This window comes from Arcicella sp. GW821-FHT09D11 (assembly GCF_059416265.1).
On sequence record NZ_JBWKOV010000011.1, the window covers coordinates 24,687 to 44,149 of the forward strand.

Below are 19,463 nucleotides of genomic sequence, written 5' to 3' on the forward strand. Positions count from 1 at the left end.
TTTCTCAAATATACGCAAAAACAACCCGAATTCTCAGGAATAGCAATAATACTATATTTATGTATAATGATTAAAATGAAATGTATATCATGGTTCAAATAAGGGTATTACATCTACAGAAACAGATAAAGTATGTTTGCCCGAGCTAAAAATAATGCCTTTTAGGGGTGGTACATCGCTGTAATCTCGTCCATAGGCTGTAATGATATGCCGTTCTTGAGGAACTAAATCATTGGTAGGGTCAAATTCGCACCAACCAATATTGGGAATAAATACTGAAATCCACGCATGAGACGCATCTGAGCCTTGCAGTTTTTTCTTGCCCGGAGGAGGCAAGGTTTCTAAATAACCACTTACGTACCGAGCCGCAAAGCCCATACTTCTGAGACAAGCAATGGCTAAATGTGAAAAATCCTGACATACGCCCTTGCGTTCTTTCAACACTGTTTTAATAGGCGTATTGATATTGGTAAAATTAGAAACAAAGTCGAACTCTGTGAATATTTTATGACAAAGGTTCTTTACACTTTCGTAAAGAGATTGGCTGTCGGGAAAAGAAGCCTCTGCAAAGGCACGGATTTCTTCGTCCCACTGAATAAACGGACTAGGTAATAAATACTGTAAAAGCTCTATTTTTAAAGCACTGTTGGTTTTAAAAGCCACTCGGGCTTCTTTACAAGATACCGAAAAGTTAGTATTTAAAAACTTAGGAAAGGTTTCTACTTTACTTTCAGTCTTAACAATCAATTCTCGATGAGCCGATTGAATAGAAAAATAATGAATAGTATTACCAAAAAAGTCTACCCTTTCTACAATTTCAGACGGTTTTGGAGTGACCAACAACGAAAAACTATGACATATCTGTGTAGATATGTTCTGGGGTTTTAAACACACTAAACTATGATAGCTGTTTACAGAATCATGATATTTATATTTTGTTTGGTGGGAGAGTCTATATTTCATTGGTATCACTATTTTCTGGATTTTCCATTAATGAGTGTTGAATGACAGTATGCGTAAAATACACATCTGTCAGACAAACAGTAACAGACGAAATCAAACTAAAAACATTGGCGAGTAAGTTATCTAACTTTTCTCGGTATAAAGTCTCTGCATCATAAGCGCCAAGTGTTGCAATATCCGTTAGCTTAATTTTGGTCGAAGCCTCCAACACTGCTTTCTCAGCTTTAGTTAGCCTTTCATTGCTTGATGTTTTAGGCAGTTTAGAGAGACATTCGGCTAAGGCATCTAATTGATAGCTGAGTGAATAAGGTAAACTTTCTTCCAACAAAACCATATCAAGCATGGATTCTAAACTTATATGCGATTTATACAATAATCGATAATGAACCAATAAATGGTGATTGATTAATACGGCTTCAATTAAATCATTTTCTACGTTAAGGTCATTTTTAAAACTAAAAGTAGAACGAATAATGCTAATTCTTGATAAAATTCTTTCAATTAGTTTCCCTGCTTCTAATAAATAAAAACCGCTGTCGCGTGGCATAGATTCTGAAATGATTCCATAGAAAGTAAATAAGCGCGTATGGAGCTTGTCTAAAATCTTTTGAATCATGTTCGGATTGTTGGCATCAGGGTCCGAGCTCTTAATCTTTTTTAAACTATTTTCTATTAAATTAATGATTCTCCATGTATCATGGCTCCATTTATCACTTACTGTAATTACACCCCTCAAAAAAGACTCTACACTATAAGCGACTGTTCCTGCTTTTTTAGCATTAAAAACTAAATCATGAATGCCAGGATAAGGCTTTTTCAATAACTCAGGATTATCCTCATCAATAAAGCCAGGATAACTGAGCGTAAGGTGGGTAAGCGACTTTAATAATATATCAATGTGCTCTGATTTAACAGAACCTCCAAAGTTGACATTTTCTTGTAAGGCATTAATCGTAATTTTCAAAAACTTTGTAGCGGCCATTGTCCTTTCACAGTATCTACCTACCCAAAATAGGTTTTCGGCACTTCTACTAGGTAACGATGTATGATGATGAACCGATGCTGCTGTTGGAATGATAATCCGCGGAGGAGGCTGTAAAACGGTATCAGATACGATCCAAGTATCTTTGGAAAAACCACCATACTGATGCGAAATCTCAAAGCGGTCTCTTACGGCTGAACTACGAGTTAAACCGCCATCCATCACATGATAATCTTTACCATCTGACACTAAATAAGCACGCAATGCTGCAAAACGAGGTTCAATTTTTCCATCAATCAAGGCTGGCGTAGTAGAAAGACTTACTTCTTCTTGAGCAACATATTCAGTGGGGTTTTGGATAATAAGCTTACGGAGGTCATTTAATTGTGCTTCCGATAATAACTTTCCATAAACCGACCTTATTTTTTGTTTACGATTGGTACTTTTTATAATCAATTTCGGCAAATTTGCCAATACATGATTCATCTCTTTGGCTTGTCCACACCACCAAGTAGCCACAGAAGGCATAATCAGGCTTTCTCCTAAAAAGAACCTTGAAGCGGCATTCATAAAGGGCAATAAACCATTGTTTTCGAGAACACTTGCCCCTGGGGGATTAATAACGGAAACATTTCCTGAACGAATGGCATGTAATAACCCCGGAATTCCTAAACGAGAATCTTGTCTAAGTTCCAGAGGGTCGCACCATTCATCATCAATCCTTCTGATGATAACGTCCACTTTTTCTAAGCCATCTATAGACTTCAACCAAACGAAACCATCACGTACCAACAAATCATCACCTTGTACTAAAGTGTATCCTAAATAAGCCGCCAAATAAGCGTGTTCAAAATAAGTTTCGTTATTTGACCCTGGCGTTAGGTAAACAATATTAGGATGGTCTTTGGCTTTGACAGCCAAAGAAGCTACTGTTTGTTGAAGACTGGTAAAAAAAGGAGAAAGCCTACTTACATACATTCCTTTGGTAAGCTCAGGCAATATTTTACTCATTACACTTCTGTTCTCAAGGGCATATCCTGTTCCAGAAGGTGCTTGTGTTCTATTATCTATTACCCACATCCTGCCGTCAGGCCCACGAGCGATGTCGGCAGCATAGAGTGTTAATTGATTTTCCGATGGTAGCTTTATATCATTACAAGATCTAAAAAAGCCTCTATTCCCATATACTAATTCAGGTGGTAGGATGTTTTCTTTGATTAACCGTTGGCGACCGTAGATGTCTCTCAACATCAAATCTAGTACTAACGCTCTTTGTTTAAGTCCTTTAGCAACAACGTTCCATTCTTTTTGTTCGATAAGGAATGGGATAGGGTCTAGTTGCCAAGGTCGATTTAAACTTCCCGAGTTTTCATAAACATTATAAGTAACACCATTTTCACGAAGCTTGTTGATAATTTCAAAATTTCGAGAATGGAGTTCCTTCATGCCTATTTTTTCTAAAGTAGAAAAAAGTGTTTGCCAATGAGGTTTTACTTGACCGTTTGCTCCCAAGATTTCATCATAAGAGTTAATTTCTCGCTGATAGGCTTGAAGTAAATTAGGTGATTTTTCTGTAATCATCGCTCATTGGTTGAAAATGAAGTATTTTAAAATTTATTAAAATTAAGGCTTTTGTAGGAAAACCTTGCACTACTCATTTGATAACTTCATCAATTTTAGCATATAAAACGTTCCAAGTGCTATCGTCGATATTAAAATTATGGTCTGTATCTACAAAAAATAGGTTGACTTGTGGACTAAAATGATACTTTTCCTTAATCTCAGTGCCTCCGTATACATCATTAATTCCCTGAATAATTAACATCGGAGTTTGTAAGTTTGCTAAATGTAAATACCTTTCGGGCTCTACACCATTATTAGGATTTTGAAATGGATAGCCCAAACACACAATGTGTTTAATCTTCAATTCGTCTGCGATGAGCGACACGGCTCTTCCTCCTGATGACCTTGAAAAAACAATTAATTCATTGTTAGCACTCAGGTTTTGTATCCGCTTTTTTAGTCTGGGACATCTAAATTCGATAAACTCATTAGGACGGTTGTATAAATATACAACATAGCTCCAATGAGTAAGCATATACAATAATTTAACAAGCTTAAGATTTAATGCTTTGACAGGTTTGGGTAGCCATTTTAGATGACTTTCGATAGATTGAAGTTTATAGATAAAACTTCCTGCAGGGTGTTCCCACATTATTTGGTAGTTGTTCTTTTTTAGGTAGTTTCTTAAGATATGATTCAAATGAGTGTCCTTGTGCCAATCGTCTCTTCCTACCAGTAAAACGACCTTTTTAGGAGATTGAGTTTTCATCTTCTTTATTATTAGCAGTTAGTAGTGGTTATTATTAGAATAAAATTAATAAAAAAATGTAAAAAAATATTAGTATTATCCTGTAATGTTTCTGCCTTAATAGCTTCATATAACAGCTTTCACAAAGGACTACTTTACAAATATTTAATGTATTGACAATTGCAAGCGTTGGAATACATTGTTAAATTGGTGACTATTACCATATTTTAAAAAACCATCATCAAATGAAATTATCAATTCACTTATTTTCTGGCATTTTGCTATTAATGGTTTGTATAACCAATATTCATGCCCAGAAAAAAGACACATCGATTTACGTTAATCAACATTTTAAAAAATCATGGAAGAATGGGCCACTTATTAGTGGACACCGTGGTGGATTTGATAGTAATTTACCTGAGAATAGTCTTGCTCGTTTTAATATGATTGCGAATGCCTTCAAAAAATCAGCTGTAATGCTAGAATTAGACATCAGACAAAGCGCTGATGGCGACTTGTTTATCATGCACGATGAAACCATCGATAGAACGACCAACGGCGTGGGGACTATTAAGCAATTGTCTTCAAAATATTTAGAAAGCTTATTTCTAAAAACACAAAACGGAGAGCCTACTCAAGAACGCATCCCAACCTTTGATGAAGTGTTAAACTGGTTATCAACTCATAAAAACGTTTATCTGATGGTAGATGTAAAAGATGACTTATGGCAAAAAACGGTTCAAAAAATAGAGCAAAAAGGACTAGAAGACCGATGCTTAATACTGACGTTTTCACCCATCAATACACAGAAAGTATATCAGCTTTCTTCTTCTATTACTATTTCAACATTAATCAGTAATGAGGAGGATTGGGAAAGAATAAAAACCTTGAATATACCTTTCAGTAATTTGGTAGCCTATATTAATGCTAAAACGCCTGTGTCATTAATTGAAAAACTCAAGAAAAATGAGATAGTGTTAACAAGTGATATTAGCGAAAATGTTCAAAAACATCCTGATGCTTTTGATAAAGGATATTATACGGAATTTCTAAAAACGAAGCAGGTAGCTATATTAATAACGGATTATCCTGTTGCGGTGCAGGAGTTGTTGAAATGAAAATTAACTTTGAAGAAAATCAATTTACGATTAAATTCAAATCCTCCTAAATATCGCTAGTGATATTTAGGAGGATTGAAAGAATGAAACTATATATTATCTTCTTTTCCAATACTTTCTTAAATCTAAAGTATTTGGATATTCTGGATTGATTACTTCTATTGGCGTATCGGCTTTGAGTTCCTTCTTGTTCTCTGCCACAAACCTAGAAATCGTTGGCGTATTTCTGATTGGTGCTGCTTCTTCTGTTTCTGGTGCATCTGGTGTATGCCCAAAACCCCAGAAACGGCTAATCATTCTTGATTCTGCCTCATAACTATTAATTGGATACGTATCAAAGCTTCTACCACCTGGGTGCGAAACAAAGTAGGTACAACCTCCAATTACTTTATTGTTCCAAGTATCCAAAATATCAAATACCAATGGTGCATCTGCGCCAATAGTGGGATGCAATGCCGAAGGCGGATTCCATGCTTTGTAACGAACACCTGCCACAAATTCACTCTTTACGCCTGTACTTCTTAATGGTACTCTACAACCATTACAAGTTAAGATATGACGACCTTCTATAAAGCCCGTTACTTTTACCTGTATTTTCTCTAAAGAAGAATCTACAAATCGAGCAGTACCCGAGTTTGAGAGCTCCTCACCTAGTACGTGCCAAGGCTCAATGCCCGAACGTATTTCTAGTTGAGTACTATCAACAGTAATACCGCCGTAATAAGGGAAACGGAATTCAAAGAAAGCATCAAACCAAGAGATGTCAAAATTATACCCTGCGTCCTTCAAATCATTCACAACATCAAGCATATCTAAATAAGCGTAATGTGGCAAAAGGAAACGGTCATGTAATTCTGTACCCCAACGCACTAACTTTTTCTTATATGGTTGTTTCCAGAATTTAGCAATCAAAGCTCTAATCAATAAGGTTTGTACCAAACTCATGTGTTTATGAGGAGGCATATCGAACCCTCTGAACTCTAAAATTCCTAAACGACCCGTTGATGAATCAGGAGAATACATTTTATCAATACAGAATTCTGTACGGTGTGTATTGCCCGTCACATCAACCAAAAGGTTTCTGAAAATTCTATCAACCATCCAGAATGGTACTTCTTCTCCCTCTGGAATTTGGTCGAAGGCAATCTCCATTTCATACAATCGCTCTTCTCTACCTTCGTCAAAACGTGGTGCTTGACTCGTTGGACCAATGAAAGGACCAGAGAATAAATAACTTAATACAGGGTGATGTTGCCAATAAGTAATCAAGCTACGTAATAAATCTGGACGACGCAAGATTGGGCTATCTTCTGGTTTGGCACCACCAATTGTTACGTGGTTACCTCCGCCAGTACCTGTGTGTTTGCCATCTACCATGAATTTTTCTGTACCCAAGCGAGCAAAGAAAGCTTCTTCGTATAAAGCAGTGATATTATCAACTAAATCCTGCCAACTTTTGGCTGGATGAATATTTACTTCAATTACTCCTGGGTCTGGTGTAACATTTAGTTTTTCTAAACGGTAATCAGACGGAGGAGGATAACCTTCTATTCTAATCGGTAGTTGAAGCTTTTCACAAGTTGCCTCAATACACGCAATCAAGTCTAAATAATGCTCTAAATACTCAGTAGGAGGTAAGAATGCATACAAAATACCTTCTCTCTCTTCAATTGTTAACGCTGTAGTGAACGTAGGTACTTCGAAAATAATCTGCTTTTCATTTCCTTTCTCGTCTCCGCTTGCTTTTTTAGCAGGAGGGAGCTGATAGTCTGGAGCAACAGCACCATAGCGTTTTTCCACGATTCCGCTAAAGTCACCTAATGGTGCTAAATCTTCAAAAGGGCTACGTTCTGCTGGAAACTCTTTTCTGTCGTCTGATAACGCAGGCAATGAGTCTAGTGGCAAACGATAGCCAATCGGAGAATTACCTGGAATCAGGTAACAATGATTCCTTCTGAAACTCCAAGCACAGCTTGTCCAAGTATTGATACCTTTATCCCATTTCAAAGGAAATACAAAACCAGTAGGATTATTCAGGCCTTTTTCCAACAATTTGGCTAAGGTGCGTCTTTCTACCGAATCTTTTAAATTTACTTTTAGAGGGTCAATATTAACGGGAATCTTACCTTCTTCTAACGCCCAATAGATAGGGTCTTCATAAGCAGGAATGATATTGTTGGTATTAATGCCTAAGTATTTGGTAAGTTCAAAGGTAAACTTCTCAGCATCATGGAATGTAAGTTTTTGGTCGTTTTCTTTGGCAACCAATGCATCATTTTTCCAGATAGTATGTCCGTCTTTTCTCCAGTAAAGGGCATATTGCCAACGTGGAATCAATTCGCCTGGATACCACTTACCTTGTCCGAAATGTAATAATCCACCATGAGCAAAACGATTTTTTAGGCGTAATGCTAAATCATAGGCCAATTTTCTTTTTAAAGGACCATCCGCAGTTGAGCTCCATTCTGGCGATTCATAATCATCTACTGAAACGAAGGTAGGTTCGCCTCCCATCGTCATACGTACATCGCCTTCTTGTAAATCTTTTTCTACATCATAACCCACTTGCATGATGTCTTCCCACTGTTGGTCAGTATAAGGCTTCGTTACTCTTGGGTCTTCATGAATTCTGGTAACTTTATTATCAAATTCAAACGTAACATTACAAACATCGGTAGCGCCTGTTACAGGGGCAGCACTTGCATAGTCTGGCGTACACGACAAAGGAATGTGTCCTTCGCCCGCAAAAAGCCCAGAAGTAGGGTCAAGGCCAATCCAGCCTGCACCAGGGATGTATGCTTCTACCCAAGCGTGCAAATCAGTAAAATCAGCTATTGGTCCAGAAGGCCCATCCAAAGATTTAATATCTGACGTAAGCTGTACTAAATAACCAGATACAAACCTAGCTGCAATGCCGTGTTTTCTTAGAATTTGGACTAACAACCAAGACGAATCTCGACAAGAACCGCTTAGAGAAGTTAGTGTTTCTTCACAGGTTTGTACACCTGTTTCCATTCTAATATTATAATGTAAGCCATTAAATACTCTTTGGTTAAGGTGTACTAGAAAATCAACCGTATTAATGTTTGTATAAACTCTATTGTTTTCAATCCAATTCAATAATTTTTCGCCAGATTCTCTTTGTTCAAAATAAGGCCCTAGTTCTCTTCTTAACTGTTCGTCATATCTGAAGGGAAACTTTTCAGCATATTCTTCTACAAAAAAATCAAAAGGATTGATTACCTGTAATTTGGCAATAACTTCTACCTCTACATGTAATTCTGTGGTTTTTTCAGGGAAAACTACTCTGGCTTGATAATTACCAAATGGGTCTTGTTGCCAATTGATGAAATGATTTTCAGGAAATATTTTAAACGAGTATCCCTCAATCACTGTTCGTGAATGTGGCGCAGGACGTAATCTAAAAATGTGTGGAGATAGACTGACGCTTCTATCAAACTTGTATTTCGTCTTATGAGAAATGGCAACTTTTATCGACATATAGATTGAAATTGAACGTTAGTTTTATGATTTATGTAAAAAAAGCGAAAATTAGTGTTAAAATGAAGGGGATAGCTATAAAATTATATTTTTGCTTGAAATAGTTTATTTAAAAGTGAAAGTAATTGAAGAAGGCTTTTAACTTTCAGCTTTTGTACATCAGATTTTGGTGTTAGGAAATAGACTTTTGGATATTTGAGAAAATTCAGTGTTTAAAATTTGAGAAGAATTGTGATATGAGAATGCTTGGAAATTGACTAACCATTTAGCATCATTAATGGTTTAATTCATAAAGTAAAGCGTTTACATTCAAGCCTTATCACTAGCGAGGGACTTAAGTCCCTCGCTAGTGATAATAAAAGATTTGATAATAATATTGTTAAACAAATAAGGACGAATGCAATTCGTCCCTACAGGTTTTTTTAAAGCATAAAGCCTCTTGCTTACAGCCTAAAGCTTGTATCTATTTCGATAATTCCGTCGCTCTTTTCTGAGCAGCGTAAATTCCTTCTTGTAAGTTTTGTGCTAAAAGTCCTTCTTCAAAACGTTTCAAGGCAGCCTCGGTTGTTCCACCTTTTGATGCCACCGCTTTGATTAATTCATCTAAACTTTTTTCAGCATTATTAATTAAGTGGAAAGAACCCAACATGGTTTGTTTCACTAATAAAGCTGACATAGATTCTTCAAAGCCCATTTGTTTTCCAGCTTCAATCATCGCTTTTACTAAGTAGAAAAAGTAAGCAGGTCCGCTACCACTCAATGCCGTTACAGCATCTAATAGACTTTCATCTTCTAAGAAAACCGCTCTACCAGTTGAATTAATAAGGTTTTCTACCTTTTTTAATTGACTTAAAGTAATATCGCCAGCAGCCGAGAAAGCAGTCATACCCATTCCTAATAATGCAGGCGTATTGGGCATAGCACGTACTACCAAAGGATGGTTAAGGGTGCTAATGATTTTTTCAATAGAAATCCCTGCCATGATGCTTAATATTAATTGCTTAGGCTGAATTACGGCACGAAGTTCTTCTTGTAAAGACGGAAAATCTTGTGGTTTTACGGATAAAATAATTAAATCATACTCTCCGATTTTAGAAGAAATGGTGTCAATAACAACTCCTGCTTTTTCCAGTCGTAGTGCTTCGGCACGTTCTGAGTTTTTTTCAATTAGAAAAAGGTCTTCTTTTTTTACTAAATCATATTGGATAAACGATTTGGCAAATGCCATTCCCATATTTCCTGCTCCGATGATGGCTACTTTCATTTCAAAAATTGATTGTGTGATAGAATCTCTGAGATGTTTTTCTCAACATTCTGTTTTGATTGTTTGGAAGAACAAAATTACATGAAAAATCCCTGACAGTTTTATAAAAAATGTCAGGGATTGAAATATGCAGAATAATATTTTGAGAATTGCTTATTTTAGAATCTCTTCGAGTTTCTTTTCAAGCGCTTCACCTCTTAAATCCTTTGCAATAATTTTTCCTTCTTTGTCTAATAAAAACGTAGCTGGTATGCCTTGAACGCCATAAGCTACGGCTGCTGCTGAATTCCAATACTGTAAATCAGAAACATGATTCCAAGCCATGCCGTCTTTTTCGATAGCAGTCAGCCATGATGTTTTTTCTTGGTCTAAGCTTACTGAAAAAATATCGAAGTTTCTATCTTTGAACTTATAGTATATCCTTACAACGTTTGGATTTTCTCTGCGACATGGTCCACACCACGATGCCCAAAAGTCAAGTAATACATATTTCCCTCGCAAAGACGATAGAGCCAACACTTTGTCATTCGGCGTTTTCATCGCAATTTCTGGTGCTTCCGACCCTACACTTACCCCTTTCAAACGCATTACTTGTTGCAAGAATGTCTTGATATGAACATTAGCAGAATTCCCTTTTTCAGTCTTGAATTTTTCTGCTACTTGTAATAATGTTTCCGTATCGTTCTCAGGATTTAGGAAATTTCCAGCCGTCCATAAAGCCACCAAATTAGTACCCATTTCAGGAATCAATGCCTTTATTTTGTTAAGGTTAGCCTCTTGTGCTGCCTGAAATTCGTTCTGAATTCTTTGAATAGTGGCATCATCTTTCTTGGCTTGTGCGGCAGTTACTTGTAAATTCCAAGATTCTACTTTGGTTTGTAACTCTTGGCTAATCTTCAGAATTCTATTGAAATATTCAATATTTTTAGAATCTCCAGTCAATTGAAAACTTCCTCTTTTGGCAGGAGTATCCATGCCATCAGCAATAAGGTTTACGGTTTCTCCACCTTCCAGAATCAATAATACTTTCTGGCTGAGTTCCATGCCAAAGAAATTGATTAAATAATAACCACCACCATCAGGTATTTTGCTATTAAACTTGAATGATTTGTCAGCAGCTACTACCGCAGAATCTACCGTTATAGCAGTTCCTCGTCCGTTAATTACCTGTAGCAATACCTTTTTATCAGGTACTACATTCATTACTTTACCCGTAATATTAACCACTTTATCCTGAGCAAAAGTAGAGATACTCGTCAGTACAAATAAAATGATGATTGATATTTTTTTCATGTTTTGTGTATGATAACTCAATTTATAAACTAGTTATAAATTGTCTAAAGTTTTTTGCAATAAAGCAGTGGTTACTTTAGGATCAGCCGAACCTTTAGATTTCTTCATGATTTCACCCATGAACATACTTAAAAGCCCTTTTTTGCCATTTTTGTATTCTTTTACTTTCGCTGGATTATTGGCTAAAACCTCATCAACTAACGTTTGAAGTGCATCTGTATTGCTTTGTTGAATCAGATTCTTAGCTTCGGCAATTTGTAAAGGCGTTTTAGTTGTATCAACAATCATTTCTGGAAATATCTGATGCGCAGCCGTTGAATTACTCACTTTACCATCATCAACCAATTGTATTAATTTAGCCAATTGTTCTGGGGTAATACTTAGTTGCCCGATTTCTAAATTATGGTCGTTCAGATAAGATTTTACCGCACCCATTATCCAGTTTGAAACTGCTTTATAATGTTTGGTAAATTGGCAAGTCGCTTCAAAATATTCAGCAACTTCTCTTGTATCTGTTAATACATGAGCATCATATTCTGGCAAGCCGTATTGCTTCGTGAATTTCTCTAAAAGTTCCCAAGGCAAAGCTGGCATTGATGCTTTTACTGACGAAAGCCATTCTTCCGAAATTACTAAAGGGACAAGGTCTGGCTCAGGGAAATAACGATAATCGTTCATTGATTCTTTTTCACGCATACCTGATGTACGTCCAGTGGCAGGGTCGAAACTACGGGTTTCCTGAATGATTTTCTCGTTATTTTCAACGGCATCTATTTGTCTGACAATTTCATATTCAATGGCTTTTTGGATAAAACGCATTGAATTCATGTTTTTGATTTCGACTTTTGTCCCGAAAACTTTACTACCCACTGGCATGACCGAAATATTGACATCGCAACGGAGCGAGCCTTCTTCCATGTTACCATCACAAATCCCTAGATAACGCACTAGTTTACGCACTTCGGTCATAAAAGTAGCGGCTTCTTCGGCTGACTTAATTTCTGGTTCAGTTACCATTTCAATCAATGGCGTTCCAGCGCGGTTATAGTCTAATAAACTATCGCTTGAACCATCAGTATGTAATGATTTACCTGCATCTTCTTCTAAGTGAATATGATGAAAACGAACTGTTTTTTCACCTGTCGAAAGTTTCACATGCACACCACCACCCATGCAGATAGGGGTTTTGTCTTGGGTGATTTGATAACCTTTTGGAAGATCTGGATAAAAGTAGTTTTTTCGGTCAAAATACTGATTATTAGTTATTGCAGACTGGCAAGCGATGCCCATTTTCATGGCAAATTCTACCGCTCTTTTATTAAGCTTTGGTAGCGTGCCCGGATGCCCAAGGGTAATTGGTGAAATATGGGTATTAGGTGAAGCACCAAATGACGCAGCATCGGCTGCAAAAATTTTACTCTCAGTTTGTAACTGAGCGTGTACTTCTAAGCCGATAACGACTTCGTATTTATCTCTTATTTCTTGATTCACAGAAGGTACAATTTCAAATTTTAGAATGCAAAGATAATAAAAAGCAAATAGTTAGTGGCTTTAGAACAGATAAGTAAGTGGTGACAGAGAAAAATATAATTTTTTTTAGTTCTTTTCCAACTGTTTAATAAGAATAAACGTCTTTATACAAAAGCTCCATAAAACTTAGTTATAAAGTAAGTAGAAGAATAAGTGTTTGTATGATGAGGTTATCGGATATTATTTGTTGTTGGCTTTCTGTCTTCAGCTTTCGGTTGTCAGTCATTTTGAGACAGCTTTTTAGCCGACTGCTTACAGCCGATGACCGACAGCCGACAGCAACAATAAAATATACATAAGCCTCTTTAATTAAATATTAATAAATTTTGGAAAACGAAGAACAGCTCATACAGGCCTGTCTGCAAAATGACCGTAACGCCCAACGAAAGCTATACAATGCTTACGCTGGTAGAATGTTGGTGGTCTGTGCTCGTTATATGCAAAATAAAGAAGAGGCCGAGGATGTATTGCAAGAGGCATTTATTAAGATATTTCAGAATTTAAGTAAGTTTAGAGGTGAGAGTACATTAGGAGCTTGGATTAAGCGAATCGTTATTAATGTAGCTATCAATCATATTCGGGCACAACAACATTTTCAAGGAATGGATAATGTACAGGAATATGAAAATCAATTTAGCGATGGACTTACAGGTATTGAAGGCATTAATTTTCAAGAATTAATCGAAATGATTCGAAAATTACCAAAGGGCTGTCAGTCTGTTTTTAACCTTTATGCTATAGAGGGATATCAACACAAAGAAATCGCTGAGATGCTAAATATTACAGAAGGAACATCAAAGTCACAATATGCACGAGCTAGAGCCATTTTACAAAGTCAATTATCCGTAAATAGCTAATGATGAACGATTTTACAAATAATTCATTTGAGGAACAATGGCAAAAAGCCTTTGACGATGCCTCTTTGACTCCATCTGACGCCGTTTGGGATAAGATAGAGCAAGGCTTGAGCATTGAGGCTGTGCCAACGGCTCCTCAAACCCCTAAAAATACTTTTCCATTCTATTACATAGGTACTGTTCTGGTAACATTACTAGGGATAGGATATTGGGTTTTTATTGCCAACACTGACATTACCAAAGATATTGAACCTGCTGTGCAGGAACAAATTAAGTTAGAAAAACAAATATTGGTGAAAAGTCCTACGCCTACTATCAATGAAAACGAGGTAAGAAAAATTCAACCTCTAGACCCACAATTACCAGTTAAAACCAAGCCTCTTCCGATAGAATTATCGGAAGAACAACCTTTGGAAAATTTGCCAGAAGAACCTATCGAAAGAACTAAACTGGCAGATAGTATTGAGACGATAACGCCGTTATCAACAAAAAATACTACTCATGCATGGCAACAACCTAATATTGTTGTGCCAGTAGAGACAACACCATATTATGAACCAGCAAAACCAAAACCTCCTAAAAAGTCAATTTTTAAAAATGTAAAAGTATCAGTTGGAGTAGGAACCTATCAACAATAATTAACATGAAAAGATTAGCTTTATTTTTAGTCTTCCTAACGACTTTAGGAATGCTAGCGTGTTCAGAAAATGAACTACAAACACCCAAATCTTCTGAAGATGTCAGTGCAGAAAAACTTGACAACTACCTAGTTTTTAGTCATGTTGGCTTAGGCTGGGGATGCAGAGCATCTGTTATTTATATGGTAACTAATAGTGGAAGAGTGTATGCTGATACAAGTGGTAATTTCTGTAAAGACCAAGAGAAATATTCCTTTGTAGGTTATCAATTGCCTGATAGTGAGTATGCTAAGGTCAAAAATTTGCTTACAGCATTTCCAGTTGATTTGGCTAATCAACAAGGTAAAACGTATGGTTGCCCAGGTTGTGCGGATGGAGGAATGTTGTTAATACAAAGAAAAGAAAAAGGCAAGACTATTAAAACATGGAGGATTGATGATAATATTTTTTATAGTGAGACAGATGTAATCGGGCAAAAATTTCCAAGCTATTTATCTAACTATGGAAAGACATTAGGTACAGCTTTTACAAGCCTTAAATTTAAATAATAGCCATGAAATTATCGAAAATGCTTTACATGATTCTTGCTTTTGTACTATTTTTTGCGTGCAAGAATAAAGACATCTTTGGTAACGAAGAGGAGGATAATTTGAAGTTAGCACAAATAGCTTCTGAGGTGGAAGCCTTTGCTATCAACAAAGCTTGTGCTGGCGATGACTGTAGAGTAATGCCAATGGGAGCAAAGGCATGCGGAGGGCCTACCCGTTTTATTGTATATTCTTTGTCGAAAACAGATGAAAAGGTATTGACTGAGAAAGTGAAAGTTTATACAGACTTTCAAAAAGAATTGAATATAAAGTACAACAGATTTTCTGATTGCGCTATGATGATTATGCCTACTGTCGACTGTGTAAACGGACTTTGTACAACTAAATAATATCTGATTGCGTAAAGCTGTTTAACCTCATAAAAAGAGTTGTGGATTTTGAGTTAAAATTGTTGATATACACAATTTTAAATTCAAGATTCTCAACTCACAATTCAAAACTTCCAACTTTTCACTCTTATTTAACGCCTTTTTAGGCCTTTTGCTCATGAAAAAAACTTTACTCCGAGCAATTCACTTCTTTGCTTTGTTAATTGCTTTTGTTTCTTGTAAAGACCATTGTCAAGAAACCAATACTTACAGAGGAACTGAATCTGTGTTGATTTCACTCAATGAACTCAGAAATAGTGTAAAAGCTTTGCCTGCACAAGACTTAGTGAATCCTGGAAAAATTTATGTAAAAGATAACTATCTGTTTATCAATGAAATAAAGAAAGGATTCCATGTAATAGATAATTCAAATCCATCATCACCCAAAGCCATTGCTTTTATTCAAGTATTAGGTAATATTGATATTGCTGTGCAAGACAATATCCTATATGCCGATAGTTACACCGATTTTGTAGCTTTTGATATTAGTAATCCTACTGCTATCAAAGAGGTATCGCGGGTAAACGAAGTATTTACTTATGGAGTAGCCGATGGTATTAGTTGGAGTTATAATCCGAATAATCAGACCATCTATGACTATAAATGGAAATGGTATACCACGACTCAAGAGGTATCATGCGACCCTTCCTATTACCCAGTTGTGTATTATGATAGTTGGGGACTATATTCAAGCTTTTCATCAAGCAGTTCTACAGGTTCAGTAGCTAAAGGAGCAGGTGTTGGAGGATCGACAGCAAGATTCACCATTACGAATAATCACCTGTATGCTGTCACACAAGATGAAATGAAACTGTTTAGCTTGGCTAATCCTGAAAAACCGACTAAAGATGCCAGTATAAAACTTGGTTTTGGTATCGAGACAATCTTCCCTTATAAAAATAAATTGTTTTTAGGTACTACCACAGGAATGCAAATCTGGAACAATGAAAACCCTAGTAATCCAACGTTTTTATCACGTTTAGACCACGTACGTGCTTGCGACCCTGTAGTAGTTGAAGACGATATCGCTTATGTTACCCTTCGTTCGGTAAACAATTTTAGTCGTTGTGGTGCTGCTATTGCCAATCAATTAGATGTTATCAATGTTTCAAATCCAGCTACGCCCGTATTGCTAAAATCATATAATATGGATAGCCCTTATGGCTTAGGAATTGATAATAAAAAATTATTTATCTGCGAGGGTAAAGGGGGGCTAAAGACCTTCAATGCTACCAATTCAATGGATATTAAGCTAATACAGCATTTTACAGACATGAATACTTATGATGTAATCCCTTTGAATGGCACTCTAATGCTTATTGGCAAAGACGGTTTATATCAATATGATTATAAAGATGCCAATAATTTGAAATTGTTGAGTAAGATATTGGTAAAACGAGAAAACTAATAAGCCCTGAAGAACATGAAAAGTATATTAACAATAATAGGTTGCCTCATATTTTCTGTGGCTTATACACAAGAAGAAAAATCGAGCAAGGGTTTCTTGAAAGATAAATACGTAAACTATACAGAAATAGGAGGGTTGTTTGGTAAGTCGTATCAAATTACACAGATGTCTTATTCTACTCCCGTTGAGGGACGAACCAATTTTACCATTCAATCATATAACGGATATAAAATTTCGGATAAGCTTTCAGTAGGTGTTACTGTCGGGGTCGACTGGTTTCATGCTATGCAGATTGTTCCTGTATCGTTAGGGATAAGAAATACTTATGGAAAATCATCATCCAAAAAAGTAAAACCATACATTGGCGTTGATGCTGGATATGGCTTTACATGGCTCAATGATGATTCATCTGATAACCAAACTGCTAAAGGAGGGTTGGCAATTAGTCCCGTCCTAGGATTATTGATTCCAACGGGCGGACAAGCGAACTTTGTATTGAGTATCGGTTATAAGCATAATGCTTTTACTACGACTAACAATACTGGTACAGACGATTACCCTTCTAGCAGAACAAAGGAATATGAATTAAACAGAATGGCGGTAAGATTAGGCGTAAATTTCTAAGTTAAATAATCTTCTCATAAAAAAATCCCTTTCAGTGTTAAACTGAAAGGGATTTTTTTATGAATTATTAATTGTAAATCAACAATCGCAAGCTTTTTCTTTGGTTTTCCAATTGATATAATAAGCTGAAGCAATTAATAAACCACCTAAGCCACCAGTGATAAGTTCATACTTGTCTGCAAACCAAACTATTTCACTAAGCTTTATCAGTAAACTTAACATTAGAAGCAAAAGTGGAATAGCATTCAAATGTTTTTTATAATCTCTTATTAAAATAATATTTGCTAAAACAAGACTCCCACCGATGAACCATAACTCCCAAGTATGGTCAGCAAATAAGCTTCCACCCAAAAATGGAATCAGTGTAATTAACAAAGGAGTAGCTATGCAATGTATCGCACAAAGAACAGAAAGGTAAAAACCAACCTTCTCTATTTTTAGAGTATGACTATGAGTATGTTCCATTGTTGTAATCATGTTGCAAAAGTAATACAATGCAACGTTATTGCAAATAAAATAGACGCTTTTTTATTATTTGGCTGAGAAATAAGCAAACGAGAATTTAAAATTTACGCATCAATATCCATCCTTTTTATTTTATCGATTTCTCAGAAGCCTTATAGTATTTAATTGTAAATATAATTATCTAATAATCAATTAATTATGGTTGTTATTGGATGATTATTTTAATGATTAATAAAATGAAAAATATTAATAAAAAATCAACTTAAATATTAGTTTTCACTTTGAAAGGATAAATTTATAAACTATTTTTATAGTTATATAACTATGTTTTTAAAAGATGAAAATGAGAACATTATACTTAGTATTATTATTAATGGTAATCAGCCTGAGGACAGTGTTAGCTCAAGCAGAAATGGAAAGCCAGAACTTAATTCGCCAATATCAATTTGAAAAGGCAATTATAAGTTTAAAAAACTGTTCGTCACTTGCTTGTCGTTTAGATTTAGCATTTTGTCAGGTAAAAGTTGGTAAACTAAAAGAAGCCATTGAAAATTATCAATCTGTTTTATCTCAAGATCCAAACAATACTTTGGCAATGCTGAGTTTGGCAAGTCTCTATGAAAAGACAGGGAAATTATATCAAGCCCAAAAAAGCTATGAGTCTTTACTTTTTATAGATTCTACGAATGCCTTTGTGTATAAAAGTTATGCTATGCTTTGTTTAAAACAGGCTAAAGATTCTCTCGCAAAAATACATTTCAAAAAAGCTATCTCTATTAGTCCGTCCGATGCTGAGAGTATGGTAGAACTAGCGAAGCTATTGGTAAAAGTCGATAGCTTGTCCGAAGCAAAAGTACTAATCAAAAGAGGACTCCTTTTAGATTCCACTTATATATCCCTTTGGCAATTGAATGCCAGAGTAAATTATCGAGAAAACAAATTTAAGCCTGTCGTGTCGTCTATTAAAAAAGCAATGGCTTTAGGAGATTCTACAATTGGTTATCAACAATTATTAGGATATGCGTATTTTTATTTGGATAGTATTCCACAGTCAATTGCTTGTTTTGAACGAGTATTAAAAGTAGAAATAGAGTCGGAACCCGCTTTTTTTTACCTTGGCTTATGTTACACTAAACTAAAAAAGGAAGATTTAGCGATTCAATACTTTCAACAAGCTATTAATGCAGGGTTGTCAGATGATTTACCAAAGTACTATGAACGAATAGGCTTAATTGATGAAAAGAATACTAGGTATAGCAATGCGTTAGAAGCTTATCAAAAGGCTTTTGAGTATTCAGGAAAAGCAGATTATTTATATTTAATAGCACGAGTAAATGACTGGAAGTCACCAAATAAGACAAAGACGCTGAAACTGTATAAACAGTATATACTATCTAAAAATAAAAAAAATAACGAATATATTTCTTTAGCTACTGAGCGAATAAAAGAATTGGAGACGGTCAATATTGCAAAGGCTAAGCCGTAAAGATAGGATTTATTGCTAGCGAGGTAATCAAACCCTTATCCATATCC

16 protein-coding genes are annotated in these 19,463 nt (G+C 35.8%); 8 read left to right on the top strand and 8 right to left on the bottom strand.

From position 1 onward, the window contains the following. Positions 1 to 87: 87 nt before the first annotated feature. The 3 genes from AC07N0_RS20770 to AC07N0_RS20780 all read right to left on the bottom strand — a co-directional run bounded on the left by AC07N0_RS20770 (position 88) and on the right by AC07N0_RS20780 (position 4,277). Positions 88 to 963 (bottom strand): transglutaminase family protein, encoded by an 876-nt coding sequence (locus tag AC07N0_RS20770; protein ID WP_492801207.1) that lies wholly within the window; start codon positions 961 to 963, stop codon positions 88 to 90. Continuing rightward, entirely contained in the window at positions 953 to 3,526 is a 2,574-nt protein-coding gene (locus tag AC07N0_RS20775; RefSeq protein ID WP_492801208.1) for a circularly permuted type 2 ATP-grasp protein, read from the bottom strand. Before AC07N0_RS20775 ends, AC07N0_RS20770 begins: the two co-directional genes overlap by 11 nt. A gap of 73 nt (positions 3,527 to 3,599) precedes the next feature. Continuing rightward, positions 3,600 to 4,277, bottom strand: coding sequence for an alpha/beta family hydrolase (locus AC07N0_RS20780; protein WP_494590833.1), 678 nt, complete (start codon positions 4,275 to 4,277; stop codon positions 3,600 to 3,602). A 224-nt stretch (positions 4,278 to 4,501) separates the two neighbouring features. Between AC07N0_RS20780 and AC07N0_RS20785 the strand changes: the two genes are divergently transcribed. Beyond that, positions 4,502 to 5,374 (top strand): glycerophosphodiester phosphodiesterase family protein, encoded by an 873-nt coding sequence (locus AC07N0_RS20785; RefSeq protein WP_494590834.1) that lies wholly within the window; start codon positions 4,502 to 4,504, stop codon positions 5,372 to 5,374. 96 nt (positions 5,375 to 5,470) lie between these two features. Here the strand turns inward: AC07N0_RS20785 and AC07N0_RS20790 are convergent, their stop codons facing one another. From AC07N0_RS20790 to gatB, 4 genes are all read right to left on the bottom strand, one after another. Further along, a complete protein-coding gene (locus AC07N0_RS20790; protein ID WP_494590835.1) occupies positions 5,471 to 8,875 on the bottom strand; it encodes a transglutaminase family protein in 3,405 nt (1,134 codons plus the stop codon). Positions 8,876 to 9,338: 463 nt separating this feature from the next. Continuing rightward, complete coding sequence (gene proC, locus AC07N0_RS20795; RefSeq protein WP_494590894.1) at positions 9,339 to 10,160, bottom strand: pyrroline-5-carboxylate reductase; 822 nt, start codon at positions 10,158 to 10,160, stop codon at positions 9,339 to 9,341. Positions 10,161 to 10,292: 132 nt separating this feature from the next. Next, positions 10,293 to 11,432, bottom strand: a complete 1,140-nt coding sequence (locus AC07N0_RS20800) for a redoxin domain-containing protein (protein ID WP_494590836.1) — start codon at positions 11,430 to 11,432, stop codon at positions 10,293 to 10,295. Between the two features lie 33 nt (positions 11,433 to 11,465). After that, positions 11,466 to 12,923, bottom strand: a complete 1,458-nt coding sequence (gatB, locus tag AC07N0_RS20805) for an Asp-tRNA(Asn)/Glu-tRNA(Gln) amidotransferase subunit GatB (protein WP_494590837.1) — start codon at positions 12,921 to 12,923, stop codon at positions 11,466 to 11,468. A gap of 365 nt (positions 12,924 to 13,288) precedes the next feature. Between gatB and AC07N0_RS20810 the strand changes: the two genes are divergently transcribed. From AC07N0_RS20810 to AC07N0_RS20835, 6 genes are all read left to right on the top strand, one after another. Then, positions 13,289 to 13,819, top strand: a complete 531-nt coding sequence (locus AC07N0_RS20810; protein WP_492801214.1) for an RNA polymerase sigma factor — start codon at positions 13,289 to 13,291, stop codon at positions 13,817 to 13,819. A 2-nt stretch (positions 13,820 to 13,821) separates the two neighbouring features. Then, positions 13,822 to 14,457, top strand: a complete 636-nt coding sequence (locus AC07N0_RS20815; RefSeq protein ID WP_494590838.1) for a hypothetical protein — start codon at positions 13,822 to 13,824, stop codon at positions 14,455 to 14,457. Between the two features lie 5 nt (positions 14,458 to 14,462). Next, the gene (locus tag AC07N0_RS20820) at positions 14,463 to 15,005 is read left to right on the top strand and encodes a hypothetical protein (protein WP_494590839.1); all 543 of its coding nucleotides are present in this window, start codon (positions 14,463 to 14,465) and stop codon (positions 15,003 to 15,005) included. Between the two features lie 5 nt (positions 15,006 to 15,010). Then, positions 15,011 to 15,394: a hypothetical protein gene (locus AC07N0_RS20825; RefSeq protein ID WP_494590840.1), complete on the top strand. Its 384-nt coding sequence runs from the start codon at positions 15,011 to 15,013 to the stop codon at positions 15,392 to 15,394. A 157-nt stretch (positions 15,395 to 15,551) separates the two neighbouring features. Beyond that, a complete protein-coding gene (locus AC07N0_RS20830; protein ID WP_492801218.1) occupies positions 15,552 to 16,841 on the top strand; it encodes an LVIVD repeat-containing protein in 1,290 nt (429 codons plus the stop codon). A gap of 15 nt (positions 16,842 to 16,856) precedes the next feature. Beyond that, positions 16,857 to 17,465, top strand: coding sequence for a hypothetical protein (locus AC07N0_RS20835; protein ID WP_494590841.1), 609 nt, complete (start codon positions 16,857 to 16,859; stop codon positions 17,463 to 17,465). A gap of 78 nt (positions 17,466 to 17,543) precedes the next feature. On the opposite strand, the gene AC07N0_RS20840 is transcribed toward AC07N0_RS20835, so the two are convergent. Next, entirely contained in the window at positions 17,544 to 17,930 is a 387-nt protein-coding gene (locus AC07N0_RS20840; RefSeq protein WP_494590842.1) for a MerC domain-containing protein, read from the bottom strand. A 343-nt stretch (positions 17,931 to 18,273) separates the two neighbouring features. Between AC07N0_RS20840 and AC07N0_RS20845 the strand changes: the two genes are divergently transcribed. Continuing rightward, the gene (locus tag AC07N0_RS20845; RefSeq protein WP_494590843.1) at positions 18,274 to 19,416 is read left to right on the top strand and encodes a tetratricopeptide repeat protein; all 1,143 of its coding nucleotides are present in this window, start codon (positions 18,274 to 18,276) and stop codon (positions 19,414 to 19,416) included. Positions 19,417 to 19,463 lie beyond the last annotated feature (47 nt).